This is a genomic window from Dokdonella sp. (assembly GCF_041395345.1).
Classification (GTDB): domain Bacteria; phylum Pseudomonadota; class Gammaproteobacteria; order Xanthomonadales; family Rhodanobacteraceae; genus Dokdonella.
In genome coordinates, this window is sequence record NZ_JAWLAR010000003.1 from 86,016 (window position 1) to 112,771 (window position 26,756).

Sequence of the window (26,756 nt, forward strand, 5' to 3'; positions counted from 1 at the left end):
AGACCGGACCAAGTCCTGCTGCTCGTTCCGAATCTGTCGAAGGGCGATTCCGGATCGCCGAAATTGTTCGGCAATCTTCGATCATCCTTCCCATCGCCTGGCCCGGTGCAGCCTCGGTTCAACACGAAAGCAAGTTGCTCGGAATACCTCTGGATCGGCGCCGCTATCGCCTGATCCGACCCGGATGTTGCACTGCAAGAATGTGATGCCAGCCAAGGCATGGCTATACTCGCCCGGTTTGTGGGGTCTCCGCTGTTTTCTCTGATTTGCCTGCTCCTTGGGAGGGATAAATGTTGCAGCAACATGGTTTACTGTTTTCGATGATCTGCGCGGTATTGGCCATTCTTTACGGGGCATGGTCGATTCGCTGGATACTTTCCAAGCCCGCGGGCAATGAGCGCATGCAGGAAATCGCCGAGGCGATCCAGCTGGGCGCGCGTGCCTACCTCAACCGGCAGTACATGACGATCTCCATGGTCGGGGTCGTGCTCTTCGTCGCCCTCGGTTTTGCATTGAACTGGCCCACCGCGTTCGGCTTTGCCGTAGGTGCCATTCTTTCCGGGCTGGCCGGCTATATCGGCATGCATGTCTCGGTGCGAGCCAACGTGCGTACGGCCGAAGCGGCACGCAGCGGCATTGCCGCGGCATTGGCGGTCGCGTTCCGTGGCGGCGCCATCACCGGCATGCTCGTGGTCGGCCTCGGCCTGCTCGGTGTCGCCGGCTACTTCGTGCTGCTCTCCAAGCTTGGCCACACTCCGGACGAAGCCCTGCACGCCCTGATCGGCCTGGCATTCGGCTCGTCGTTGATTTCGATCTTCGCGCGACTGGGCGGCGGCATCTTCACCAAGGGTGCCGACGTGGGCGCCGATCTGGTCGGCAAGGTGGAAGCCGGCATTCCGGAAGACGATCCGCGCAACCCGGCTGTGATTGCCGACAATGTCGGCGACAACGTCGGCGATTGCGCCGGCATGGCAGCCGATCTGTTCGAGACCTACGCAGTCACCCTGATTGCAACCATGTTGCTCGGCGGCGTCATGTTTGCCGGCAATCCGAACGCCGTGCTCTATCCGGTCGTGCTGGGCGGCGTCTCGATCGTTGCCTCGATCGTTGGCACGTTCTTCGTCCGGACGAGTTCCGGCGGCAAGATCATGAATGCCCTCTACAAGGGCGTGATCGTTTCTGCCGTTCTGTCGGCGATCGCATTCTGGTTCGTCACGCAGGAGCTGTTCAGCGCGGGACTTGAAGTAGGTGCCGGCATCGTCATCCCGGCCGCCAACATCTTCTATTGCAGCCTGGTTGGTCTGATCCTCACGGGTGCGATGGTCGTGATCACCGAGTACTACACCGCAACCGAGTACGCACCGGTGCGGCATGTCGCGCAAGCTTCGACAACCGGCCATGCGACCAACATCATCGCCGGCATCGGCATCTCGATGAAGTCGACCGCCTGGCCAGTGCTTTCGGTGTGTGCGGCGATCTGGGCTGCGCATCATTTCGGTGGCCTCTACGGCATTGCCGTGGCAGCCACCGCCATGCTGTCGATGACCGGCATGATCGTCGCCCTCGACGCCTACGGCCCGATCACCGACAACGCCGGTGGCATCGCCGAGATGGCCGACATGCCTCCCGAGGTCCGTGCGGTGACCGATCCACTGGATGCAGTGGGCAACACGACCAAGGCAGTGACCAAGGGTTATGCGATCGGATCGGCCGGCCTCGCCGCACTGGTCCTGTTTGCCGACTACACGCACAAGCTGGCCGTCGAACATCCGGACAAGATCTTCACCTTCGACATTTCCAACCATTACGTGATCATCGGCCTGCTGATCGGCGGTCTGATCCCGTTCCTCTTCGGCGCCATGGCCATGGAAGCGGTTGGCCGTGCCGCAGGTTCCGTGGTCGAGGAAGTGCGCCGCCAGTTCCGCGAGATCAAGGGCATCATGGAGGGCACGACCAAGCCCGACTACTCGCGTGCGGTCGATTTGCTGACCAAGTCGGCGATCAAGGAAATGATGGTTCCGTCCCTGCTCCCGGTGCTGGTACCGATCGTGGTCGGATTCGGATTCGGCTGGATCGCCGGTCCGATGGCCGGCGCCCAGGCGCTGGGCGGCATGCTGATCGGCACCATCGTCACCGGCCTGTTCGTGGCCATCTCAATGACGACGGGCGGCGGCGCGTGGGACAACGCCAAGAAGTACATCGAAGACGGCAATTTCGGCGGCAAGGGCTCCGAAGCGCACAAGGCCGCCGTGACCGGCGACACCGTGGGCGATCCGTACAAGGACACTGCCGGACCAGCCGTCAATCCGCTGATCAAGATCATCAACATCGTGGCCCTGCTACTGGTGCCGCTGCTCTGATTGCAGTCGCCAGGACGGGTCGTTGACCCGTCCTGGCGCTGACCGGATCGCGACACGCTGCCTCTGCAGGAGCAGGCTTCAGCAACGAACGACGCTGAAACGTGGTTTTGAGGTGAGCGAGAGCGAACCCCGACTCCTGCGCGATATCGATAAAGCGAGCTGGAACTCCTTGGCTACCGGGAGTGCGGCCCACCCCGTGATTGGCGACAACCGCCGTTGGGCATCGTGACCAAGGCGAATCTCTTTTCCGGGGCGTTCGCTCAGCCCGGCCCACTCAGGGCTTTTTTGACATCAGCCCGCGCAGCTTGCCCATGGCGTCGCCAATCTTGTTGAAACGCGCTCCGATGCCGTATTCGCGCTTCAGCATTTCGATGTCCTGCTGCTGACGCGCGACGATCTGCGATTCCCAGCGCCGTTTGACTTCCTGCTGGTGCACGCGTGCGCGCAGCTGGCTGCGGTAATCCTCGGGCAGGACTTCCCGCATCAACTCGGTCGGGTCGCGCATCAGGTAGCGGCCAATCTGATCGTACAAGTCTTCGTTGACCCGATCCGGTGCGACGGTCTTCACCGCCGTGGCCAGGTCATCGAAGTTGCTGAAGCTCATGCGCAGCTGCCCGCTGGCCGCATCGGCGGCAAACACGGCGGTCAGCGGGATCCTGCCCTTGGCCTTGAAGGTCGCGCCGACGATCTCGCCGGAGGCATCCTTGGTCGGCGCCAACGGTGCGCCCAGCCGATAGCGCTGGAACAGGGCCGACAGGGCGCGGACACGGTTCGCCCCTTCAACCTGCACGCTGGGGCACTCGGAACTGGCAATCGGCGCGAAGAAGGTCAGCGTGATCTCCTTCGACGATGGCTGTCGGGATTCACTCAGCTCATATTCGTGTTCGACATAGCCGACCAGATCGCCGTAACCGGCAAGTGCGTGCCTGATCGCGATTTTCGGCTGCAGCACCTTGAGTTTCGCCACCAGCTCGCCCAGGTAGGCAAACAACGCAGCCATGGCGGGCTCCAGCACGGTGCGATAGGCCGTTTCACGGGCAGCCTTGAGCGCCGCCGCGTCCTCCTCGGTGGACTTGCGCCGCTGCGCTTCGCTTTCGAGTTCGTCGAGCAAGCCCACGATCATTCTCCTGCGATCGCGGCTTCTGCCGCATTCGCATCCATCCAGAAAAGCGCCCCTGGCCAGCGACCGGCAACCCCGGCCACGCTGACCATCGAGCGACGATAGTACCCCCGCCGAAATGAAGCAAGAATGCTGCCAGCCTGCCCTTGCCGCGCAGGAAATTCAGTCCGGCGCCCGGCTGTCGCGGCCCCGACTGGCACTCTGCTCACCGCTGGCCGGGACATCGATGCGATTTTCCGGCAACGCGGGACGGTGCTGCCCCGGTTCCTGCTAAGTTAGGGCGGTCAAACAGGAAAACGATTCAATGGCGCCTCAGGCCAAGAGCATGGATTCCTACCACTCAAGCAGGCCGATCTGGGAACCTGGCCCCGATCGTATCGAACGGGCGAACCTCAATCGCTTCATGCGTTTCGTGCGAGAGCGGACCGGCAACGACGATATCCGTCGCTATGCACCACTCTATGATTTCTCGCTTCGCCAACCCGGGCAATTCTGGCAACTGGTCTGGGAGTTCTGCGGGATTCGCTCAAGCGGCGATTTCGAGCCCGCCCTGGTCGATGGCGAGCAGATGCCGGGGGCCACCTGGTTCCCTGGCGTACGCCTGAATTTTGCCCAGAACCTGCTGCGCTACAAGGATGAGCGCGTGGCTATCCTGTCACACAACGAGCGCGGCCAGTCCCGGCAGATCAGCTACGCGGAACTGCATGTCGAGGTGGCCCGGGTGGCGCATGCGCTGAAAGGTGCCGGCGTGGGGGCTGGCGATCGCGTCGCCGGGCTGCTGCCAAACATTCCGGAAGCGATCATCGCCATGCTCGCGGCCGCCTCGCTCGGGGCGATCTGGTCTTCGTGCTCGCCTGATTTCGGCGTCGAGAGCCTGGTCGACCGCTTTGGACAGATCGAACCCAAGGTCCTTTTCTGCGTCGATGCGTACACCTATGCCGGCAAGCCCTTCGACTGCCTGGAAAAGGCACGCGGCGTCGTCGCGCGGGTTCCGGCCATCGGCACCCTGGTTGCGATCCCCTATGCCGGTGATCCTTCAAGGCTGAACAAGCCGGGCAATGTCTCCACGTGGGCCGATTTTGCCGGCACGGGCAATCCGCCCCTGAACTTCGAGTCGCTACCCTTCGACCACCCGCTCTGTATCCTCTATTCCTCGGGAACGACCGGTGCCCCCAAATGCATCGTGCACGGTGCCGGCGGCACGCTGATCCAGCACCTCAAGGAACTTGTCCTGCATACCGACCTGAAGCGAGACGACCGCTTCTTCTTCCATACCACCTGTGGCTGGATGATGTGGAACTGGCTGGCATCGAGCCTCGCCGTCGGCTGCACGGTCGTCCTCTACGACGGTTCACCTGCTTGGCCCAACGCGGATGTCCTCTGGGATCTCGCTGAGGAAGCAGGCATAACCGTTTTCGGAACCAGCGCGCGCTGGCTTGCGTCGATCGAAAAGGCAGGGCTCCGCCCTGGTGCCACGCACAAGCTGCTCAATCTCCGCACCATTCTTTCGACCGGTTCCCCGCTTGCGCCGGAGAGCTACGACTATGTCTACGGGCAGATCAAGGCGAACGTCCTGCTGGCTTCGATTTCCGGCGGAACCGACATCATCTCCTGCTTCGCCCTTGGCAATCCGCTGATGCCGGTCTATCGGGGCGAACTTCAGTGTCGCGGCCTCGGCATGAAGGTCGAGATCCTCGACAATGCCGGAGAGCCGCTGGTCGGCGAAAATGGTGAGCTGGCCTGCACCGCGCCGTTTCCATCCATGCCCGTCGCCTTCTGGGACGACGCTGATGGCAGTCGTTACCGCGAAGCGTATTTCTCGCGCTTTCCGAACGCCTGGTGCCATGGCGACCAGGCCATTCTGACCAAGCGCGACGGCATCATCATTCTCGGCCGTTCCGACTCGACCCTGAATCCGGGCGGCGTGCGCATCGGCAGCGCCGAGATCACTCGCCAGCTGCTTGCCTTCGAGGAAATTGTCGAATCGATCGTGATCGGCCAGCGCTGGAACGATGACGAGCGCATCGTACTGTTTGTCGTGCTTCAGGAAGGCATTTCACTCGATGACTCCCTGCGCGAAAGAATCAGCTCGCATATCCGCCAGAACACGACTCCCCGCCACGTGCCTGCGAAGATCATCCAGGTGCCCGACATTCCACGTACGCATTCCGGAAAACCCAGCGAAATAGCAGTCCGCGATGCCGTTCATGGAAAGCCGGTGCGCAATCGACAGGCGCTCGCCAACCCGCAGTCACTTGACGTCTATGCGATCATTCCCGAATTGCAGGATTGAACGACCGCATCGCGTCGGATAGATCGCCCCAGGATTGCAGGACATGATGGAAACAAACGGACCCGTACTCGTGCTCGGTTCTGCGGGATTCATTGGATCGGCGCTGTGCAGGCGACTCGCCGAACAAGAGCGGGCCGTGTTTGCGCTGGGACGTTCCGAGCCGACTGGAGTCGCGGGCCGCATTACCCATGTACGCGGATCGATCGAGGACAGGCACCTGCTGCGCGAGGCCATGGCTGCCTGCAGCACCATTGTCTACGCAGCCAGTATCAGCACCCCCGCGACATCCGCCGGAGACCCGGAGCTGGAGGTGATTGGCAACCTGTTGCCCTTGTCACGCGTGCTGGAGTGCGCCGCGGATTTTCCTGCCCGCCATCTGGTGTACCTGTCATCGGGCGGCACGATCTACGGCGACAAGGCCACCGGCGCCAGCGAAGAGTTCCCCCTGCGGCCGCGCTCCTACTACGGCGCCGGCAAAGCCGCCGCCGAGGCGCTGTTGCACGCCTGCGTGGCAACCAGCGACTGGTCTGCGGTTTCGCTGAGGCCCAGCAATCTCTACGGCCCGGGCCAGCCCGTGTCCAAGGGATTCGCCATCGTGCCGACCCTGTTTAATCGCGCCAGCGACGGGAAGACTTTCCAGGTCTGGGGCGACGGCTCCATTGTGCGGGACTATTGCTACATCGACGACCTGGTGCGGGCCATCATTGCCGCGAGCGCAGCTGCAGCTGCGCAGCGCTTCCGCGTCTACAATGTCGCCAGCGGGCAGTCGACCTCGATTCTTGAACTCGTTCAGGCTTGCGAACAGGCCAGTGGCCGGCGCATAGGCATCGAGTTCCTGCCAGCTCGCGGAATCGACGTCGCCAGTGTCTCGCCGAATACGAATGCCATCGCGACGGATCTCGGCTGGAGCGCAGAGATCGACCTGGCCACGGGCCTGCGACGGACCTGGGAATGGCGCCAGCGAGCCATGCACGCGAACTGAACCCATCCACACACTCGAATTCGAGAATACTGCTGATGCCGCTTCTGTCCACGGAAGAACAAATCGATGTTTCCGTTGTGGTTCCCGTCTATGGTGGCTGCATGGCGTTGGGCGAGCTCAGTCGGCGCCTGGCCGAGACGATGTCGGCTGCAGGCCTTTCCTACGAACTGATCCTGGTCGATGACCGTGGCCAGGTTGAATCGTGGCCGGTCATTCGCGAGCTGGCAAAGAATGATCCACATGTGGTCGGCTTGCGCCTGAGTCGAAATTTCGGCCAGCACGCCGCAACCATTTGCGGCATTGAAAACGCCCGCGGCACCTGGATTGTCACCATGGACGATGATCTGGAACACCCGCCGGAATCCGTTCCTGCACTGCTCGCCGCAGGCCATGAAGAATGTCCGCTGGTCTATGGCCTGTTCCCCCGGCGCACGCATGCCCGCTACCGCAACCTCAGTTCCGAACTGATGCGGCGTGCGTTGAAACGCGCCTTTCCGGATCTCAACACGGAATATTCCTCGTTTCGCGCCATCCACAGGCCGCTGGCCCGCCAACTGATCGGGTTCAAGCTGAGCCGACCCTACATCGACGGCATGCTTTCGTGGATGACATCTTCTGTCGCGACCGTCGAAGTCGAACACGGTGAGCGCAGGCACGGAGACAGTGCCTACACCCTGCGCAAACTGATATCGCACGCGGTCAACATCTTCGTGACGTTTTCCCACTGGCCATTGCGCATTGCCAGCTACGGTGGCGCGGTGCTGGCCCTGGCCAGTTTTGCCTACATGATGTTCGTCGTCTATGGCTACTTTGCCGGCACGATTACCAATCCGGGTTATACCTCGCTGATGTCGGTCATCCTTTTTGCCTGCGGCGTACAGCTGCTGATTCTCGGTGTGCTGGGTGAGTACATCGGGCGATTGATGGGGGCGGCCTATCGCAAACCCGTGTATCTGGTCGAAACCCGAACACCGCCGGGCTCGAAAGAACTCCCGCAAGCATGATCGATCCATCGGATCCCGCCGCCAAGCATCCGGAGACAGCGCTGGAAGGCAAGCGAAATTATCGCCAGGTTGGCGGCGAATTCTTGCGCTATCTGATCATGGGCGGCACCAACACGGTTGTTGCCTATGCGATCTATCTGCTGCTGCTCAACTGGATGCGCTACGAAGTGGCCTACACGATCGGTTATGGCGTGGGCATCGTCATGGCTTATGCATTGAGCGCGGTGTTTGTATTCCGCAAGCCGATGCGCAAACGCTCGGCACTGCGATTCCCGCTGGTCTACGTGGCCCAGTTCCTGATCAGCCTCGCCCTGCTGCGACTTGCCGTCGAGGTCATCCACATTCCGCAGTGGTTGGCGCTTGGATTCGCCGTCATCCTGACCATCCCCGTCACCTTCCTGCTGTCACGCTGGGTGCTGCACTCAGGATGACTCGCGACAAATCGGTTTGCGCGCGCAAACGACATATTGCGCACCCAACGGCAGCCAGCGCAGCAGTCGGTCGAAGCGCCGTGCCCACGGCCGATCGAACGGCAAGAAGAACAGATAGCGCCGGGTCACGATCTCAAACCCCTGGTCCTGCAGCAGCTCAAGCACTCTCCGGGCACGGAGCAGAACCGCATCGTGATCAAACGGGCATCGCCACACCGCCCAGCGCGTCATCGGGTTGATCGGGTTGTGCTCGTAGACCGCGAACAATCCCCCGGGTTTGGTCACCCGCCAGGCCTCGGCGACAAACGAAGGCCATTGATCAGGTGGCACGTGGTGCATGACGCAGGTGGTGCTGCAGAAATCGAAGGTCGCATCATCGAATGGAAGCCGCTCCACTTCCTGTACGGCGTACTCGACCCCCTCGTTTGCACCACGTGCAGCCTCGATGGCCTCGGCAGAGACATCGACGCCGACCAGACGACTCAGGTGAGGCTTCAGAAGCGGGTGGGAGACACCGACACCGCATCCGATATCGAGGCAACTGACCTGCCCTTCACCCGCAGCGGAATGCAATCGCAGAAGTTCAAGCGTGTCGACCACCCTGCCACGCGCGAACATATCCATCCCGAGTCCGGAAAAACCGATCGAACGATTGACGTCGTCCTGGTAGGTTTCAGGGTAGGACTCCGCCGCCCACCGATTGTCACTCTGCATTTGAAGTATCCGCTTGAGGAATGGTGGATCCTGGAAAACCATGCCGAAATCCACGGCAGATCGAACGCTGCAGGAAGTTGAGCAGAATAACCGCGCAGACCTCCAATCCGCGAGGGGAGTCGGTGTCGAGGCGCCTGAACAAGAGCAAGAGGCAAGTATATTCCGCTATATTCCTGTACGGAGCCATCGCTCAACGCATGGCTGTTGGTGCACCCTGAACAGCTCGCACGTCGTGGATAGGGAGCCCGGGTTTGTGCCAGGAAACCGAATCACGGATGTTCAATGACTGACGCTACGAAGCTTCGCCTGATGGATGCGCTGGTTGCCCTCGCAGCAGCTGTAGCCAGCCTGCTGATTGCCGCACTGTTCCTTGGCTACGGCAACGCGCCTCTGTTTGTACCAAGTAGCTATTCGGGCGATGCGCTCTTTTACAACATGCTGATCAAGGGCGTCATCGAGACGGGCTGGTATATGCACAACCCGCTTGTTGGTGCGCCTTTTGGGCTCGACATGGGGCCGTTCCCGATGGTCGAAGGGAGCCATATGGCGCTCATCGCCGCAATTGGACATGTGGTCGACGACTTCGGCCTCACCTTCACGCTGTTTTACCTGGCATCGTTTGCGACCGTTTCAATCTCAAGCTATTTCGTGTTCCGAGCCATCGGAGTTGGCCTCTCCCTGGCCACTTCCGGAGCGATACTCTATTCACTGCTGACTTTTCATTTCCTCAGAGGCGGACATCTGTTTCTTGCCTCCTATGCCAGTGTTCCAGTTTTCGTCTGGATGGCAATGAGGTTGTACGACTCATCGGAGATCAAGCCAAGACCCATGGCCATCCTGGCCTACGGCTCGCTCACGATCATTGCAGTCAGCAGCGGCGTCTACTACGCCTTTTTCGGATCCATCCTGATCTTGTTCGCCGCAATTACAGCCAGCATCGAAAGGGCTAGCTGGCGACCTATTCTGACTGGCGCGATGACAGGCGCCTTCGTAATCGCCTCCCTGTGGCTCAACCTGGCGCCGCATCTCGACTATCTGGCAGCGCACCCTCAGGAAGCAGCGCTTGTCGAGCGCGAGCCTCAGGAAGCAGAGAACTATGGATTGAAATTCATCCAGCTTGCCCTGCCTACAAAGGTGCATCGAAACGCCTACATGAGCAGGATTGCAGAAACCTATGGCCAGAAGGCCCCGCTGGTCAACGAAAACATGACTTCATCGCTGGGACTACTCGGATTGGCCGGCTTCCTGATATCGATTGGGGCCGTCCTGATTCGCCGGCGATCCATCGCACCGAATACGCTTTCAAGGATCGGTGGACTCAACCTCGTCGCCTTTCTGTTCGGGACGATCGGCGGAGTTGGCGCACTATTTTCGTGGGTAGTCACACCTCAGTTCCGGGGATTGAACCGGATCAGTATTGTCATTGCCTTTCTGTCTCTCTGCGCACTGTTCTGGGGCGCAAGTCAGATAACTGCCCGGGTCAGTTCAGCTCTTAAGCGCAGTCTGCTCAATGCGTGTCTGGCTGTTGCGTTCCTGGCAGTGGGCTTGTGGGATCAGATTCCTGCGAACGCGGGAAGACTGGCCCCGAACTTTCAATTGACCTATGAGAATGATGCCCAAAATGGGGCGGCGATCATGCAAATCCTGAACAAGGGGGATCGCGTCTATCAGTTGCCCTACGTTCTGTTTCCTGAATCTGCCCCCCTCTATGCCGAACAGGTCTATGGACTTTCACGCCGCTACCTGCACACCAAGAATATCGCATGGAGCTACGGGTCCATGAGCCTGAGTCCGGGCGATCAGTGGATACGCCATGTCGAATCCCTCTCCTTGCCCGAGCGAATCTCAACGTTGGCAGCTTCGGGGTTCAACGCCATATTGGTCGAACGACGTGCATACAGGGATGCAGGAATGGCTGTCGAGCTGCAGATTACCGAAGAGATCGGTGAGCCCGCCTTGATATGCCCGGATAGGAGTTGCGCACTATTCCTGCTGAACAGAGAGACGAGTGAGTCGGGCGCGCCTATGCTACTGCCGGTACTCGGCGGCGGATTCTCGAACTGGTTGCCCGGGTCGAGTGGCCGGCAATTTGCCAAAACCACCGGTAGTGGTGCAGCGTCGATCTTCCTGCTCAATCCAACGAGACGAACCTTGCCTGCCAGGATTCGTATTGCACTGTCCAGTGAGAACCCTGCCACCATCGCCGCAAGTCTGGACGGCGCCGAACTTCAACGATTCGATTTCGACGGGCGGGGAAATTGCGAGATCGATACGATCATCGACCTCCCTTCGGGGATGAGCACTCTAGAGCTGCGGACGACTTCAGCAGAAAATGCATCCTCTGGATCCTCTGCAGCCAACCGCGCTTATCAGCTGAACGAACTACTGCTGGGCGCGGTGGACGAGCACGGCGTGCTCCTAAGACCCGACGATTGGCACTTCGTCAAAGATGCGATCTTCTCGAACGCAGACGCTGGAAAGCTGGTGACAGCACACAAGCCAAAGGGCAACGCCAGGAAGTAAACCTGACGATTCAGATCCTTACTCTCTACCCGAGTGCGGATTCAAGCTCCGCTCGCAAATCGGCTTCGTTTTCGATACCGACAGATAGCCGCACCAGGCCATCACTGATTCCCAACCGCTTCCGGTTTGCCGCTGGAACAGACGCGTGAGTCATGATGGCCGGATGTTCGATCAGGCTTTCCACTCCGCCCAGTGACTCCGCCAGTGCAAAGAGCTTGCAGCGCTCCAGGATCCGGCGCGACTTGCGCAATCCACCCTTGACCTCGACCGAGATGATGCCGCCAAAACCGTCCATCTGGCGCTTGGCCAGGGCGTGCTGCGGATGCGACTTCAGGCCGGGATAGATCACCTTCTCGATCGCAGGGTGCTTGTCCAGCCATTTCGCAATGGCCATGGCGCTTTCGCAATGCGCTTGCATGCGTAAATGCAGGGTCTTCAGTCCGCGCATGGCAAGAAACGAATCAAACGGTCCGGCGACGGCTCCGACCGAGTTCTGCAGGAAAGCCATCTGCTCGGCCAGCTCGGCATTGTCTCCGGCGACAACGATGCCACCTACCATGTCGGAGTGGCCGTTGAGGTACTTGGTTGCCGAATGCAGCACCAGGTCCGCACCGAATTCAAGGGGCCGCTGCAACATGGGCGAGCAGAACGTGTTGTCCACCACCAGGATCAGGCCATGCTTGCGGGCGAATGCGCCAAGCCTGGCCAGATCAACCAGCTTGAGCATGGGATTGGTCGGCGTTTCCGCCCAGATCATTCGTGTATTCGGCTTCAATGCCGCCTTCATGGCCTTGGTATCGTTGAGATCCATGAAGGTGAAATCGAGACCGGCCGAACGACGGCGCACGCGCTCGAACAACCGATAGGTACCGCCGTAGAGGTCATCCATGGCAATGACGTGACTGCCCGAATCAAGCAGGTCGAGCACCGTGCTTGCCGCGGCAAGACCCGAGGCAAATGCGTATCCTTGCGAGCCGCCTTCCAGATCTGCCACGCAGCGCTCATACGCCATTCGGGTCGGATTCTGCGAACGCGAGTATTCATAGCCCTGGTGCACCCCGGGGCTCTTCTGGACGTAGGTCGACGTTGCATAGATCGGTACCATGATGGCGCCGGTCGATGGATCCGGGCTCTGGCCGGCATGGATGGCGCGGGTACCCAGCCCCATCGGCTCGACGGACTTCGATTTCTTGCTCATAGGATTCGTATTCCAGGGTTTTGATCGAGCAGGGGCCGATCCGAAGGAGCGGCCCCTGCCTGACAAGCGGAGTCAATCGCCAATTGTAGCGCTGTTGCTGCCTGCGCCGCGAAGTGCCCTGGATCAGGGGTTTGCGTCAAATCCGTTGGCAAAGACCACTTCCGGCCTGTACACCCCGCTATTGAGCGCGTCCCGACGAAACATGGGCCAGTCGATGTATCTGGCGTCGGCAACGCTGCTGTTGAAGGTCCAGGCATAGACGGTAACGTAGGAGCCTGAATGACCAGGTACATGGCTGTTGGTACCTGACCCGATCACCTCAAGTCTTCCGTTTCCGTCAAGATCGGCTATGGCCGCCGAACTGAAGAAGCCATCGCTATTTGTTGACAGATTCAGTTTACCGGCCGGAATCGGGCAACCTGTAGGTGCCGTCAATTGCTCGCCACTGCGATTCCAGATAACAAACTCATTCGCCGAGGGCAGGACGATTTCGGGGTCGGAATTACCCAGCAGGTTGGCAACTACTGGAGACGCCTGAGTTCCGTAGTGGAGCGAGTTGCCGGCGCAATCAGCCGGAATGTCGGGTTCAACCGGCCAGCCTGGCAACTCGGTGCCATTGGGGAGGATCGCATGGACGACACCATTTACATCGTCATTGCGCATCGTGTTGGTTATGGATACCAGCCCCCCGATGCCGGAAAATTTCGCCAGCGCCGGAGATGCGGTTCTTGAGGCTTCGGCAGGCGTCGCATGCGGCCAGCCAGGCAAGTCCTGACCAGATGAATCCACGGCAAGCATCTGTTTGGTTACCGGATGAACGACGGCGCAGGAAGGCAGATCCCAACAGCGGCCGCTACCAACCGAGATATCCCAACCGCTATCGCCGACAATGTCGCCAATAGCTGGAGATGAAAAAATCACGTCGTCATAGAGTCTCGGAAATCCAGGCAAGTCGCCACTGCCGTCCCCGCGCATGGCACGCAACATGCCACCGTCAGGCAAAGTGATGCCCGGAAGCTGGTGGAAGTTGCTATCAGCACCAACCACGATATCGAGCATCCCGTCCATGTTGAGATCAACAATCGATGGGGATGACCAGATCGTATCGACAACATACTCCTGAACCCCGTGCTCCCACCAGACACTGCAATCGTGGTGCAGTACTCGAAATCTGAAGTCGAAACTTGCAACTGCGATCTGCATCTTGTCGGGCGTTGCAGGATCGAGACGGCCGACAGCTGGTGAGCTGTACATTCCTTGTGGATGCTCGGGATTAAGGTCCGTAAAGGAGCACTCCAGTTGCCCGGTTGCGCCAAGCACGTATATCCCGCCCCCAACGAACGGGCCCGCCCCGGCACCCACAACGACCTCCAGCTGCCCATCCCCGTCGATATCTGCAACTGCTGCCTTGCTCTGTACCGGAACAGATCCCGTGAGATAGGACCACATTAGCGTGCCATTGGAACGTACGGCGACTACACGACCACCCTCAGTTCCGAACACGATTTCCGGACTGCCATCGCCGTTCAAATCAACTATCGTGGGGCTGGATGGCCCAACCCTGTCATTGCCCAACTCCACCAGCGCGGAGGGAAAGCCGGCCTGGCAGGGCGGGTCGTTGGGTACCCCGGGGTTGCTTCGCGTAGGGCATGCCAAATTGACGGCTGCAAAGCTTGGATTGACAGAAAGCATTGCGATCAGCGCAAGACATGCGTGAATCACGCATATCCAACTACGCAAGTTCAATGGCAGGCCAGATCCGTACATTCTGAGTACCCAGGGCAACTATCGGCATCTCAAGGTAACCCGACACGTGGCCCGGAATCCAATCGGGAACGTACCGTTTTGCGAAAAACTTTCGCATCGTTGTCTGAAACTTGATTGCTGCCGGAATATTGCACCTGCTGGCTCGCCTCACACTCTTTGTGGCTGCATTCATTTCTATCTAGCTTGCTGGATCGACAAGCAGGTCCAGATGTAGCTCACCATTCAGTCCAAGCATCTCATTAGCCCGCTGCCACTCCAGCATTACTGCCGACACACTTGGACACCGTATCTGTTGATGATCGCGAGAAAGAACCGTGACGTATTCGCCAGCGAACTCGAACAGCTCATGCAGATACAGTTCCGGATCGATCCGGGAATGATTCCGTATGGCAACTGGACTGAATTCCGTGAAAATTCTTGGTTGAAATTTCTTAACAAGAGACTTCAGTCCTTTCCAGGCAATTGGCTCGTGTCCCTCGATATCCATCTTGACCACATCGAGTCGAGAGATGCCATGCAACAGGAAATCGAGGCGCTGTGTAGGAACGAAATCGACCGAAGATGACGGGGAAACATAAAAATCAACGATGCCGTTGGACGAATCACTTCTCCTCAGCACAGCGACAACCGCACTCCTGTCGGACGCCGCTACTGGAAAAATCATCACGTTCGAGAAATCGTTGCCATGGATCCCGGCACATAGGGACTGCACGTTTCTTGCGACAGGCTCAATGCAATAGACCCTGCCATTGGCTCCGATCCTGTTAGCCGCGAGAAGCGAAAAAATTCCCACATTCGCGCCCACATCGAGCACATGGTCGCCTTCACTTAAGCCGTCGAGAAAAATTGGCAATACGTTTGGCTCGTACACCTCAGTTGCGGAAACGTTGTCGCCGATCAGGTGATCTCCTTCCCAAGGAAACAGCTTCACGCCGTCGATCTCCACTTCCCTGAGTCCGCCGGACTGCTTGCTTTTCGCTGAATACTCTTCGGAAGACATGATTATTCGCGCGATCTCCAACGCGGAAAGATTATCCGCATGAACCATCTTGGAATAATGCGCAAATCCCTCCGTATCAGGTTCCCTACCAAGAAGAAGTCGATATGCAAACCTGACGTCTTCCTCAACTGCCCTGATTAAATAGCTATCCATAGAATTCCCTACCGTTCTCAATCGCGGGGGCGCAAGAACAGGTCCAAATGCGAAGTCCCGTTTCCGCCATGTCTCTTGTCGCTCAGCAGCCACTGCTCCATCACCGCTTCCTTGGTGTCGCAGCTAACCAGTTTTTCCGGTGACACAATGACATCAATGGATGAAGAATACGCCAGCATCATCTGCAGATACTCATCGTAGTCGAGACCTGAATTTTCCTTCATCGCGTATGGATGAAACTCCGTGGCAATTCGAGGCTTGAACCTCGCCAATGTGTCTGCCGCCCCACGCCAGGCAAACACCTCGTGACCCTCGATATCCATCTTCATGAAGTCGAGACGATCAATACCTTGGCACATCCAATCAAGGGTTCGAACAGAGGCAAATGTCGAAATGCTCTTGTTTGAGGAAACGCTCTGCACGAGAGCATTCGAGGTGTTCGGGTCTGTGACGATCGAGACTATCCCGTTGTGGCTGGAGGCGCCGATAGGGAATACCTCGACGTTGTTGAACTTGTTCTTTTCGATGCCCAGGTAGATGAGCTGAACGTTCTTGTCCATTGGCTCGATCGCGATCACCTTGCCGGAAGCTCCAACCAGATGAGTCGCCAGCATTGTGAAGTAGCCGATGTTTGCACCTACGTCGAGAAAGGTATTACCGCTTTTCAGCTCGCGCTTGAGTAGCGCAGTGACGTGCGGCTCATAGGAAATTCCTTTTGCTATTGCGCCGCCGATGTCACGATCGGAGCCACGGACGTAGACACTGTAGCCATCGAGCGCAATCTCCACGGGGTCGTGCAGTCCGCCATTCTTGCTCTTGAACTCTTCCGAGTTGATCAGCAACCGCGCGATTTCGTGCGGAGAAAGTTTCTGGGATTCCGCGAGCGAAGCAAAGTATGCCAAGCCTTTCTCGTCGGGCGCCCTTCCGAGTACAAGCTTGTAAGCCAGCGTCACATCGTCCTGCGTCGCCACAGCCGTATTGCCATCCATAATCTTGTGCATGCCCAGCGCCTATAGCCTGGTCCTATCGAATCTGCTCAACAGGACGAACAACGATCCCTGTTTCCTACTGAACCCGCCGCCGCAAGTAATTGAGCAGATCAATTCGCGTAATCAGTCCGAGGAATTTCTCGCCATCCATGACGATGGCGACATGCCCCGCGTCGAACACCGGTAGCAGGCTTTCGATGGGCGCGGTGACATCGAGTTTTTCCAGCCGGCTGATCATTGCGGTGGAAACCGGGTCGCGGAATTTCGATTCATCTCCGTAGACGTGCATGAGTACGTCGGATTCGTCCAGAATGCCCACGATCGAATCGCCCTCCATCACCGGAAGCTGGGATACGTCGTACAGCTTCATGCGGTTATAGGCGGTGATCAGCAAGTCCTTGGGGCCGATCACGACCGTGTCGCGCTGGGCATACGGACGCAGGATCAGATCGCGCAGGTCGCCATGTGTTTCGCGATCGAGGAAGCCGTTATCGAGCATCCAGTAGTCGTTGTACATCTTCGAAAGGTATTTATTGCCCGTATCGCAGACGAACACCACCACGCGCTTCGGCTCGACCTGCTCCTTGCAGTATTTCAGCGCAGCCGCAACCAGGGTTCCGGTCGATGAGCCACCCAGAATGCCTTCCTGGGACAACAGCTCGCGGGCCGTGAGAAAACTTTCCTTGTCGGTGATCGCATACGCCTTTTCGACGCGGGTGAAATCGCTGATGTCGGGCAGGAAGTCCTCGCCTATTCCTTCGACCATCCAGCTCGCGGACTTGTCGGAAAGGGTACCTTCGTTGATGTATTCGGTCAGAATCGATCCAACCGGATCGGCGAGGATGAGTTCCGTATCCGGTGAGTGCTCGGCGAAATATTGTGACAGTCCGGTCATCGTGCCGGAGGATCCGCAACCAAAGACGATCGCATCGACGCGGCCGTCCATCTGCTCGAGGATTTCCGGGCCGGTGGTCAGCTTGTGCGCGAGTGGGTTGTCGGGGTTGCCGAACTGGTTGATGAAATAGGCGCCGGGTGTTTCACTGGCAATCCGCGCAGCGAGATCCTGATAGTAATCGGGGTGCCCCTTGGCCACGTCCGAGCGGGTAAGGATGACTTCGGCGCCCATGGCCTTGAGGTTGAAGATCTTCTCGCGACTCATCTTGTCCGGCACGACAAGCACCAGTCGATATCCCTTTTGTTGCGCGACCAGGGCGAGGCCGATGCCGGTATTCCCGGCGGTACCTTCGACCAGGGTGTCTCCGGGCTTGATGCGCCCCTCGCGCTCCGCCGCTTCGATCATGCTGAGGCCAATGCGATCCTTGATCGACCCGCCGGGATTGTTGCATTCCAGCTTGAAGAACAGTTCGCAGCTACCGGTATCAAGGCGCTGGGCCTGCACTATCGGCGTATTGCCGATCAGTTCGAGAACGCTTTCATGGATCGTCATGCGGGCTCCGCGCAAGATCGGACAGGGAGCCGAATGATAACCCAGGGTGCTGGTTACGCCGGCCGGGACCGTTGGTGCGAGGGCCGGGATCGACACGGCGAATCCTGTTCGCAAGCGTACGTTGCGGTGCGCCTCGAACCCGCCAGCATTTATTCATGGCCGGGCGAAAAAGCGAGAAGCGGGCGGGTCTGAGACCCGCCCCTGCGAGTTGCATGGAAACTTCGGGGCTGAGGACCTAAACAAAGCGGAAGCGCGTGGTAGGTGATCGAAACCCGCGCCGCCATTCGGCTTGTCTGCAGGAGCGAGCATCAACCGCGATGTCCTTTTGGCAACCGGGCGAAATAGCGAAAAGTGGGCGGGTCTGAGACGCGCCCCTGCGAAATATATGGTGGATGACCGAAACCGATCGTCGCCATTCGGCTTGTCTGTAGGAGCGAGCTTCAGCTGCGATGCTATTGCGCTCACATACGAGAGCATCGCAAGTGAGGGAGCACCCTTTTCGGGACGGCTGAAGCCGGCCCCTGCTGTGTTCAATGGGGATGTGTCGCGCGTCTGGAACGCAGCGCCGCTGGCTTTCTTGAGCATCAGCGGCGCGCAGAATCGGGAAGATCAGTGTGAGGCGGGGGCCTGGTGCAAGTGTTCCCACATGTAGGTCAACTTGTCTTTCGCCAGCAGCTTTTCTTTCTTGAGAGTGTGCAAGGTGACCACGTCCATGGGCAGTACGCCAAGTTCGGCGTCGCGTACCTTGTCATCCAGTTCCTTGTGCTTGTGATAAAGCTGACGGAATTCGGTGTTGCCGTGCATCAAGGATTCCAGATCTTCTCTCTCAGCTTGTTCGAACATCAGGCTACCTCCTCAAAAGTCGGAAACGCATACCCATGACGCGGCGCCGGAGAGGCGTCGCGTCATGGGTTGCGAGGACGATGGAACAGACACGCTATGGCCTGTAATCAGGCCGCCAGGGCCGTAGGGTCCAGCACTCGGGCCGCGCGTACCAGCTTGCGACTCGGGCGGGCGCCACTGCCAGGCACTCGACCGTGCGTTACGGCTCTGCAAAGCCGAAATCGCTGGGTGAACGGTCATCTGTGCTGAACTCATGGGCTAGGCATATCCCATGCGGGTTCCAGAGAAACACCGGGTCGCATGGGATTTAGAAACTACTCCTTTGCCCGAGGCTTGGCAACCGTCATTCCGCGCTTTTGTCGGGGCCCAGCAAAAATCGCAAGTTGTTGTTATTCCTCAAGAATTACATCAACCCTGCGATTTTTGGCGCGGCCGGCCGCGGTGTCATTCGAGGCTACAGGCCGCTCTGCGCCTACGCCTACGGCGGTCATTCGAGCGGCATCGACGCCCATCGCGACCAGGGTCTCAAGCACGGCTTCGGCACGCTTCTGGGACAGAATCAGGTTGGCATTGGCGTTGCCGGTCGAATCGGTATGCCCCTCGATCAGAATCCGCTTGTTCGGGTCTGCGGCCACGAATTCGGCGAGCTTGTCGAGCGATTCGCGGGCCTCGGGGCGCAAATTCGACTGTCCGGAGGCAAAGGCCACGTCGTCGAGGGTCATTTGCATGCCGCGCGAGCCCTGGGTGGCGCGCAGATTGCTCAGGCGAACCCTGAGCGCTTCTGCAGCGGCACCGGCCAGTTCGGCCTCCTGGCGCGCCAGTGCAGTCTCCTGGGCCTGCGCATCGGCCAGTCGGCGGGCCTGGATCGCTTCCTCGCGTGCCGCCGCCGTGGCCTGTTCACCCAGGATCAGGGCCTGTTCGGCATTCATGGCCTCGCGCTGGGCCTCTTCGGCACGGATCTGGGCCAGCAGGCGCTGCTGATCGAGTTCACGCCGCGCCTGTTCAGCTTCGTGGCGAGCCGCGGCCAGTTGCAGGCGGCCGTGCTCGCGCTGCAGGGCCTCCTGCTCGTTTTCCAGGTCCGTCACCTGGGCGGCGGCCCATGCGATATCGACGCGGCGTTCCGCCATGTAGAGCAGATGCGGGCGCTTCTTGCCGCGGCCATCCTTCTGCAGCGCAGCCAGCGCAGCCTGGGCCCTGGCAATTTCGTTGGTCGCGTAACTGCCGAGTTTCGGATCGGATTCGAGCTGGGCCAGGCTGCGAGCAAGGCGCTCGACATCCATATCCTGCTTGGCCGCCTTGCTGGGTCCAGAGGCGATCAGGGCGGCGACAACGAGGGCCAGGGTGAGAACGAAGCGGATCATCGGGACTCTCCGTAGCTGCTTTCGCTGCTGCCCAGAAGGCGCTCGATCTCGGCGTTTTCCTGCTTGAGGCCATCGACCGCCTCACGCAGTTTGCCGAGCTTGGCCTTGGTCATGGCCAGTTCGCTGTTTACTGAGGATTCGTCAGCCAGGTTGGCGGCCTCGGTGTATTCGCGATCCTGGCTCGCCAGCCGTGCCTGTCTGAGCTTGTCCTCGGCAAAACGCAGCTCGAGCGGGGCGTAGGTCTGGGCGCCGGCGCTGCGGGCGCTGGCGAGGCGCTGCGGGGCGTTGCCGAGCACATCCGGCGGCGGGCGCGTGGGGCCGCAGGCAGCCAGTAACAGGGCCAGCGAAACGACGAATGGAGCATGGATTTTCGTACCGCTTGGTGTCATAACTGTTCTCTGTGCACGGAGCATCGCCCTATTGTGGGAAGCTGGCCGGGCATTGGCAACGTTCTTCGTTGGGTTTGAACCAGGTTTCAGGGGATTTGATCAGATGGATATCGGATATTTTCTCAAACTGATGACCGAGAAAGGCGCGTCAGACATGTTTCTGACAACAGGCGCCCCGGTAAACATCAAGGTCGAGGGCAAACTGTATCCGCTTGGCAATACCGGCCTGCCCGGCGGCATGGTCAAGAAGATCGCCTATTCGCTGATGGATGAAGGCCAGGTTCCGCAGTTCGAGAAGAACCTCGAGCTGAACATGGCCATTGCGGTCAAGGACGCCGGCCGCTTCCGCATCAACGTGTTCAAGCAGCGCGGTGAAGTCGGCATGGTCATCCGTGCGATCAAGAGCGAGATCCCGACCATCGAACAGTTGCGCCTGCCGCAATTGTTCAAGGACCTGATCATGGAGCCGCGCGGTCTGGTTCTGGTCGTGGGTGCCACCGGCTCGGGCAAGTCGACGACGCTGGCAGCGATGATCGACCATCGCAACCAGAACACCTCCGGCCACATCCTCACTGTCGAAGACCCCATCGAGTATCTCTACCGGCACAAGAAATCCGTGGTCAACCAGCGCGAAGTCGGCCTCGACACGCACAGCTACCACGAGGCATTGAAGAATGCGATGCGCGAAGCGCCGGATGTCATCCTGATCGGCGAGATCCGTGATGCCGAAACCATGGAGGCAGCCATTTCGTTCTCGGAAACCGGCCATCTGTGCCTGGCGACCCTGCACTCCAACAATGCCGACCAGACCCTGGAACGCATCCTCAACTTCTTCCCGGAATCCGCGCACCGCAACATCCTGATGAACCTGGCCCTGAACCTGCGTTCGGTCATTTCGCAGCGCCTGGTCATGGGCAAGGATGGTCGGCGCCTGCCAGCCGTGGAAGTCTTGCTGAATACCCCGCTGATCCGCGACATGATCCGCCGCGGTCAGATCCATGAGATGAAGGAAGCCATGGATCGCAGCCTGCAGGAAGGCATGCAGACCTTCGACCGGGCGCTCTACACGCTCTACAAGGAAGGTCTGATCGAGCTCGAGGAAGCCCTGGCCAAGGCCGATTCGCGCGATGGCCTGGCGCTGAAGATCCGCCTGGCAGAAGGCGGCGAAACACCGATGGACGAAGGCTTCGAAGACGCGCATTTCTAGGCCGATCCGATTTCCTGGTAGCGATTCCTCGACGGTCTGATCAACGTCCGATCCTGATTCGACAGGCTCACCACGAACGGAGCAAACAAAAGCGGATCGATGGACCTCGGCCATTCTCCTCGGTAGAAAAGCCGTTCGTCCCCGGATCGAGTCCGCGAGTCTCACGCCATGCCGTTCGCACCTCTGTTCCGGCCCTTCCTGTTCCAGCCCGCCAAGGGTTGATCCCCGGGCCATGAGGCAAAGTGCCCCGCCTGGCGGGCGCCATTCGGGGTGAGGCCGAGATTGGGTAGTGCGATACTGGAACTCCGATTTCACCCGAGGCCCGGCTCCGATGATCCACCATCTTCGCAACGTGCTAGAACCCGCTGAGCTTGCCAACCTGCGTGCCATCGCGGCACGAGCGCAGTTTGTCGACGGACGCATCTCCAACCAGCACCACCCGCTGAAGAACAACCAGCAGATCGCACAATCCGACCCGGCCGCGATCGAGCCAGGAAAGATTCTGCGTGATGCGCTGTTCCGACACCCGAACATGCGCGTCGGCGCATTCCCGAGGAACATGGCCAACCCGACCATTTCCCGCTACGAGCCCGGCATGAAGTATGGCTGGCACATGGATGAGGCGCTGTTTCCGTCAACCCCGCCGATGCGCTCGGATGTTTCCTGCACGGTCTTCCTGTCGGATCCGGAAGACTATGACGGTGGCGAGCTGATGATCTCGCAGGGGCAGCACGCGCTTCCGATCAAGTTTCCCGCCGGCGACGCGGTGCTGTATCCCTCGACCACGATTCACCAGGTCGCAGCGGTGACCCGCGGCGTGCGCCTGGTCGGCATCACCTGGCTGCAAAGCTACGTCCCGAACGCCCAGCATCGCGAACTCCTGCAGCAGGTCGAGGAGGCTCGGGAAATCGAGATGAACCGTGGCGAACAGGCCGATTTGCGCATGCTGCTGATGCTCGGCGCGTTGCGCAACAACCTGTTCCGGATGTGGTCGGACGCCTAGGGAGACTCCTCCAGTCGAAGAAACATGCGTCGTCCGAATTCACGCGCTCACAGCGTAGGAGCCGGCTTCTGCGGCTATGCGTTTGAGGATCCTGCAACAGGAGCATCGCGGCTGAAGCCGGCTCCTACAGGGAATGGGGGAGGCGTCGCGACTGAAGCAAGTCTCCCTTTCAAGGCGGTTTAAGCCACTCCCGCGAATTTCGACCAGGAGCATCGCGGCTGAAGCCGGGTCCTACAGGGAATGGGGGAGGCGTCGCGACTGAAGCAAGTCTCCCTTTCGAGACGGTTGAAGCTACTCCCGCGAATCTCGAATCTCGAATCTCGAATTCCGAGTTGGAGCATCGCGGCTGAAGCCGGCTCCTACAGGAGCGCTTGCAGTTCTGGATGGCGCTTTGCCATGTGTTCCGCGAAGCGCAGCCCGTCAGCGATCTCGCTTGCGAACTTTCGGCGTGACAGGTCGAGGTCGTGGATTCGGTCAGCCGGCGAATAGGCGTGCGCCGGGCTCTTTGCGTAAGCGCGCATCTCCGGCCACTGTGCGACAGCGCCGGCGCTCGTTGCACGGCCGCTCAGTCCAAGATGCTTTCTGGCCGCATCGAGCAGCGCGTCGGGCTGCTCGAGCCACTGCTCGAAGTCGAGCATCATGATCCTGCCTTTTCCTGCATCGGCGTCCGCGGCGCGCCGAAAACGCAGCAATTCGGATAGCCAGCCCATTGCCAGAATCTCGGCGTGACCGAGTTCATGCAGCCGTGGGGACTCAGCTCCGAGGGTTTCATGCAAGTACTGGAGCCTGGCCGGCGCACCGTGCAAGGCGTCGAGTCCGCCGCCCTGCCCCTTGAGCATGGTCGCCATATAACTTTCAAGCGGAATATGCAGAAGAATCAGGCGACTTGCCGAATCGTGTTCGAGTGCACTTTCGATGAGGTCGTTGCAGGTACTGGTGGCCTTGATCAAGGCCCGTTGTCCTGGCGAGAAACCGCGTCCGAGCAGTTTCAACGAGCCATCGAACAGGGCCGACCATTGCGCGGCGGAAACACGTGACAGGGGTGAATCAAGCTCACGCCGCGCGGCGGAAAGTTCACGCAATGCGAGCGGTTCACGCAAGCCGAGTAGATTGCCGTCCTTGTCCAGCAGACGGCTGATCAGCGTCGAACCGCAATGCCCGATATGGAAGATGTAGTGTGGCGCTTCGACAGGATCTGCAACCGCGGCAGATATTGCCGACAGGGTTTCCAGAGTCACCCAGAACCCGTCCCGTCCCTGCAAGCCGAGCCGCTCGTCGAGAAAGGATGCCGCTCGCAAGTCCGCTTCCGTCAGGCGAACGAACAGCGCGCGACGCTGGATCGTATCCAGTTGTTGCAGGAATGCGCCCGGATCGCGCGCAATGCCTTCGACTGCCGCCGGATCAATTGCGGCCGTCATTGCATCCATCCTGCACGGCGAAGAGCCTCATTGGGTCGGGGACAAGTTGCCGGGATCAACGCGTGGATTCTTCTCGAACAACAAGTAGGTCGATACGATGTACTTTGCGTTGGATATCGGTGGCATGCCAGCGTGCTGGTACATCCAGTAGGGCGGAAACATCAGGAGGCGTCCCTTGCGCGCCTGCACGCCCATGTCCAGATCCATGAAGCGCGTCTCGCCACCTTCTTCAACGTCGTTCAGATACCAGAGAAAGACCATGTAGCGATCACAGCGGTCATAGATCGAGTCGAAGTGAGGCTCGAACTGCTCAACCTTGTCGGCGGCATAGCGCTTGATGATGAGATCGGAAGACAAGTGCGTTGGCGGAACCGGCAAGCTGACCCCGATTTCCGCATTGTAGCGCTCCAGATATTGATCGATGAGGCTGATGAAATAGCCTTTCATGGCGGGATCGGCGAACTTCGACAGATTGAGCTCTGTCCACTTGCTGCCATCCAGACCCTTGCGCACGCCCACTCCATTGACCACCTGAGCGTCGCGCATCTGTTCGAACCCTGCGACCAGACCGTCGCAAAGCTCAACCGGCAGCACATTGTCGTACCAGCGCACGTAATGGCGCAGATCGACCAGAGGTCGATTCGCGTCGACAGCGGATTCAGACTTCATAGCCCCAGTACTCCAGGATCGGAGCCAGTGTCGGCAACACCGGCTCCAGGTATTTCCGATAGCGTTCCCAGCGGCCCACTGCATCCGCATTGAGACCCTGCACGACCTGGGAATAGCTGGGTGTGCCGATGAATCCCCGCGCCCGGGCATGCTCGCTGAACTGGTGCATCGAGGAAACGTCGGAAAGACCGAGAAACTCGCCAATGCGCTGAAGTTCGGTATCCACGCTCGAAACCAGGTCTTCGTGTCGGCAATAGAGGAGATGCTGCGGGAACAGGCTCGAATCATGGATCCAGCGCGCCGTCAGCCTGAGATAGAGATCAGCGAGGCGATCGAGACTCGCGCTTGCGGCAGCCAGCCGGGCATCGCGGAAGTTCTGCATGTAGCTGCTCAGCATCGAATCACAGGGATGCCGCTGGCAAAAGATCACGGGCGCTTCCGGAAAGATTCGGCGAATCAGCGGTAACGCGAGGAAGTTCAGCGGGTGCTTGTCGACCAGGCGCTTGCCTGGCTTCCACTCGAGCATTCTCGCTGCCTCGGCCCAATACAGTTCACGCAGGGATGCGCACTCGGAGTCTGTCAGCGCAGACAGATCCTGCGGGTAGTTTCGACCCCATTCCCGTATCTGCTCGAGCACGCGCTGGAGCATCGGTTGCTCATCGGCCGAGACAAAATCAGGATGCGCCGCCAGCATCTGCTCGAGCAAGGTCGTGCCTGATCGCGGAAAGCCGACGACAAACACGGGGGACTCCGCCGTGCTCGGGGCATCCCGGGTGGACCACTCGATCGGGCCCTCGATGTTTGATGACGGGTAGGACAATTCAAGCAAGCCCTTGCCGGCTACCTTGCTCTGCTCTTTTATGGCCTGCTCGGTCAGTTCGCCCTGGTGGGCATGCTGCAATGCGTCCATCGCCGCGCTGGTGTCGCCGAGCTGGTCGTAGGCTCGGGCCAGGCCGAAATACAGCGATCTCTGGTAGCGCTGCGGCAGCTCAAGCGCCAACGCATCCTGGTAGTGTTTACGGGCAGATTCGAAATCCTTTCTGCGTACGGCGATGATCGCCAGCGCATTGAGCGTATCCATGCGCGCTTGCTTGTCGGCAATGGTTGCGGGATCGCGCATGCGCTCGATGAGGGCGGCGGCTTCGTCGATGCGGTTCAGTCGCTCCAGGGCCAGTACGCGTCGTGCCAGGGCGCTCTGGCGGTAGTTGGCGTTCTGGAATTCGCCTCCGAGCACCGCTTCGCTGGCCTCGTGATCACCGAGCTGGAACAGCAGCCATCCGAGCTCGACCAGCGCTTCTTCGGACGGCCGCGGCCACTGTTGCCATTCCTGGATGAGGGCACCAGCCGTATCGTCATCCGCACAGGCCTGGCAGGCAACGCCGGCCCAGATGCGCATGCTGGGCTCGGCACCTTCCATGTTGCAGGCCGCCACCAGGGCCTCGCGTGCCTTGCTGAATTCACCGAGATTCAGTTGCAGCAAGCCATAGTTCGCGCTGATTCGCGGGCTGGTCGTGTTCAGCGCAAGAGCACGTTCATAGGATTCACCCGCTGCACGCAGTTTCCCTCGCAGCCGTTGCACGTTGCCGAGATTGTTCCAATGCTGCCAGGTGCCCGGGTGGTTCCTGGTCAATCCAAGCAGGATGTCATGCGCGGTGTCCAGGTCACCGGCGTTCTGTTCGCTGACCGCAAGCAGCGAGAGAGCGCCCTCTTCCGTCGGAAAGGAGTGCACCAGCTCGCGCGACATGGTCAGCGCGTCTGCATGCTGACCGGCTTTCATGGCGGCAAGGATGTTTTCTACCAGTTGTTGCATGGGTGGATCCTGTTCTAGAGGGTCTTGCGCTGCAGCGCCGATACGATTGTCACGAGAGGGAGCCGATCGTTGGAA

At 59.6% G+C, this 26,756-nt stretch carries 21 protein-coding genes; 8 read left to right on the forward strand and 13 right to left on the reverse strand.

Annotation, left to right across the window (positions count from 1 at the left end; genetic code table 11):
• Positions 1–290: 290 nt before the first annotated feature.
• Entirely contained in the window at positions 291–2,360 is a 2,070-nt protein-coding gene (locus tag R3F00_RS03795; protein ID WP_371280382.1) for a sodium-translocating pyrophosphatase, read from the forward strand.
• A 274-nt stretch (positions 2,361–2,634) separates the two neighbouring features.
• On the opposite strand, the gene R3F00_RS03800 is transcribed toward R3F00_RS03795, so the two are convergent.
• Entirely contained in the window at positions 2,635–3,477 is an 843-nt protein-coding gene (locus R3F00_RS03800; protein WP_371280383.1) for a hypothetical protein, read from the reverse strand.
• Between the two features lie 307 nt (positions 3,478–3,784).
• Between R3F00_RS03800 and R3F00_RS03805 the strand changes: the two genes are divergently transcribed.
• The 4 genes from R3F00_RS03805 to R3F00_RS03820 are packed head-to-tail and all read left to right on the forward strand — an operon-like array spanning position 3,785 to position 8,190.
• Entirely contained in the window at positions 3,785–5,773 is a 1,989-nt protein-coding gene (locus R3F00_RS03805) for an acetoacetate--CoA ligase (protein ID WP_371280384.1), read from the forward strand.
• A 43-nt stretch (positions 5,774–5,816) separates the two neighbouring features.
• Positions 5,817–6,755, forward strand: a complete 939-nt coding sequence (locus tag R3F00_RS03810; RefSeq protein ID WP_371280386.1) for an NAD-dependent epimerase/dehydratase family protein — start codon at positions 5,817–5,819, stop codon at positions 6,753–6,755.
• A gap of 35 nt (positions 6,756–6,790) precedes the next feature.
• The gene (locus R3F00_RS03815) at positions 6,791–7,759 is read left to right on the forward strand and encodes a glycosyltransferase family 2 protein (RefSeq protein ID WP_371280387.1); all 969 of its coding nucleotides are present in this window, start codon (positions 6,791–6,793) and stop codon (positions 7,757–7,759) included.
• A complete protein-coding gene (locus R3F00_RS03820) occupies positions 7,756–8,190 on the forward strand; it encodes a GtrA family protein (protein ID WP_371280388.1) in 435 nt (144 codons plus the stop codon). The genes R3F00_RS03815 and R3F00_RS03820 overlap by 4 nt, the downstream gene beginning before the upstream one ends.
• Here the strand turns inward: R3F00_RS03820 and R3F00_RS03825 are convergent.
• On the reverse strand, positions 8,182–8,904 hold the full coding sequence (locus tag R3F00_RS03825) for a class I SAM-dependent methyltransferase (RefSeq protein WP_371280389.1): 723 nt from the start codon (positions 8,902–8,904) through the stop codon (positions 8,182–8,184). The genes R3F00_RS03820 and R3F00_RS03825 overlap by 9 nt on opposite strands.
• A gap of 282 nt (positions 8,905–9,186) precedes the next feature.
• Here R3F00_RS03825 and R3F00_RS03830 point away from each other — a divergent pair, with 282 nt between their 5' ends.
• Positions 9,187–11,427: a hypothetical protein gene (locus R3F00_RS03830; protein WP_371280391.1), complete on the forward strand. Its 2,241-nt coding sequence runs from the start codon at positions 9,187–9,189 to the stop codon at positions 11,425–11,427.
• A 25-nt stretch (positions 11,428–11,452) separates the two neighbouring features.
• Here the strand turns inward: R3F00_RS03830 and R3F00_RS03835 are convergent, their stop codons facing one another.
• From R3F00_RS03835 to R3F00_RS03870, 8 genes are all read right to left on the reverse strand, one after another.
• Positions 11,453–12,625, reverse strand: coding sequence for a cystathionine gamma-synthase (locus R3F00_RS03835; protein WP_371280392.1), 1,173 nt, complete (start codon positions 12,623–12,625; stop codon positions 11,453–11,455).
• Positions 12,626–12,748: 123 nt separating this feature from the next.
• A complete protein-coding gene (locus tag R3F00_RS03840; protein ID WP_371280393.1) occupies positions 12,749–14,317 on the reverse strand; it encodes an FG-GAP-like repeat-containing protein in 1,569 nt (522 codons plus the stop codon).
• A 253-nt stretch (positions 14,318–14,570) separates the two neighbouring features.
• Positions 14,571–15,545 (reverse strand): FkbM family methyltransferase, encoded by a 975-nt coding sequence (locus R3F00_RS03845; protein ID WP_371280394.1) that lies wholly within the window; start codon positions 15,543–15,545, stop codon positions 14,571–14,573.
• A 17-nt stretch (positions 15,546–15,562) separates the two neighbouring features.
• A complete protein-coding gene (locus R3F00_RS03850; protein WP_371280395.1) occupies positions 15,563–16,546 on the reverse strand; it encodes an FkbM family methyltransferase in 984 nt (327 codons plus the stop codon).
• Positions 16,547–16,610: 64 nt separating this feature from the next.
• A complete protein-coding gene (locus tag R3F00_RS03855; RefSeq protein WP_371280396.1) occupies positions 16,611–17,981 on the reverse strand; it encodes a pyridoxal-phosphate dependent enzyme in 1,371 nt (456 codons plus the stop codon).
• A gap of 609 nt (positions 17,982–18,590) precedes the next feature.
• Positions 18,591–18,824, reverse strand: coding sequence for a YdcH family protein (locus R3F00_RS03860; RefSeq protein ID WP_371280397.1), 234 nt, complete (start codon positions 18,822–18,824; stop codon positions 18,591–18,593).
• 389 nt (positions 18,825–19,213) lie between these two features.
• The gene (locus tag R3F00_RS03865; protein WP_371280398.1) at positions 19,214–20,185 is read right to left on the reverse strand and encodes an OmpA family protein; all 972 of its coding nucleotides are present in this window, start codon (positions 20,183–20,185) and stop codon (positions 19,214–19,216) included.
• Positions 20,182–20,574: a DUF4398 domain-containing protein gene (locus R3F00_RS03870; RefSeq protein ID WP_371280399.1), complete on the reverse strand. Its 393-nt coding sequence runs from the start codon at positions 20,572–20,574 to the stop codon at positions 20,182–20,184. Before R3F00_RS03870 ends, R3F00_RS03865 begins: the two co-directional genes overlap by 4 nt.
• A gap of 103 nt (positions 20,575–20,677) precedes the next feature.
• On the opposite strand from R3F00_RS03870, the gene R3F00_RS03875 reads away from it, so the two are divergent.
• Both R3F00_RS03875 and R3F00_RS03880 read left to right on the forward strand, forming a co-directional pair.
• The gene (locus R3F00_RS03875; RefSeq protein WP_371280400.1) at positions 20,678–21,781 is read left to right on the forward strand and encodes a PilT/PilU family type 4a pilus ATPase; all 1,104 of its coding nucleotides are present in this window, start codon (positions 20,678–20,680) and stop codon (positions 21,779–21,781) included.
• Between the two features lie 331 nt (positions 21,782–22,112).
• Positions 22,113–22,784 (forward strand): Fe2+-dependent dioxygenase, encoded by a 672-nt coding sequence (locus tag R3F00_RS03880; RefSeq protein WP_371280401.1) that lies wholly within the window; start codon positions 22,113–22,115, stop codon positions 22,782–22,784.
• A gap of 359 nt (positions 22,785–23,143) precedes the next feature.
• Here the strand turns inward: R3F00_RS03880 and R3F00_RS03885 are convergent, their stop codons facing one another.
• From R3F00_RS03885 to R3F00_RS03895, 3 genes are read right to left on the reverse strand one after another with little or no spacing between them, the layout of a single operon-like run.
• Positions 23,144–24,202 (reverse strand): hypothetical protein, encoded by a 1,059-nt coding sequence (locus tag R3F00_RS03885; RefSeq protein WP_371280402.1) that lies wholly within the window; start codon positions 24,200–24,202, stop codon positions 23,144–23,146.
• Between the two features lie 27 nt (positions 24,203–24,229).
• The gene (locus R3F00_RS03890) at positions 24,230–24,871 is read right to left on the reverse strand and encodes a 2OG-Fe(II) oxygenase (protein ID WP_371280403.1); all 642 of its coding nucleotides are present in this window, start codon (positions 24,869–24,871) and stop codon (positions 24,230–24,232) included.
• Positions 24,861–26,681, reverse strand: a complete 1,821-nt coding sequence (locus tag R3F00_RS03895) for a sulfotransferase (protein ID WP_371280404.1) — start codon at positions 26,679–26,681, stop codon at positions 24,861–24,863. The genes R3F00_RS03890 and R3F00_RS03895 overlap by 11 nt, the downstream gene beginning before the upstream one ends.
• Positions 26,682–26,756 lie beyond the last annotated feature (75 nt).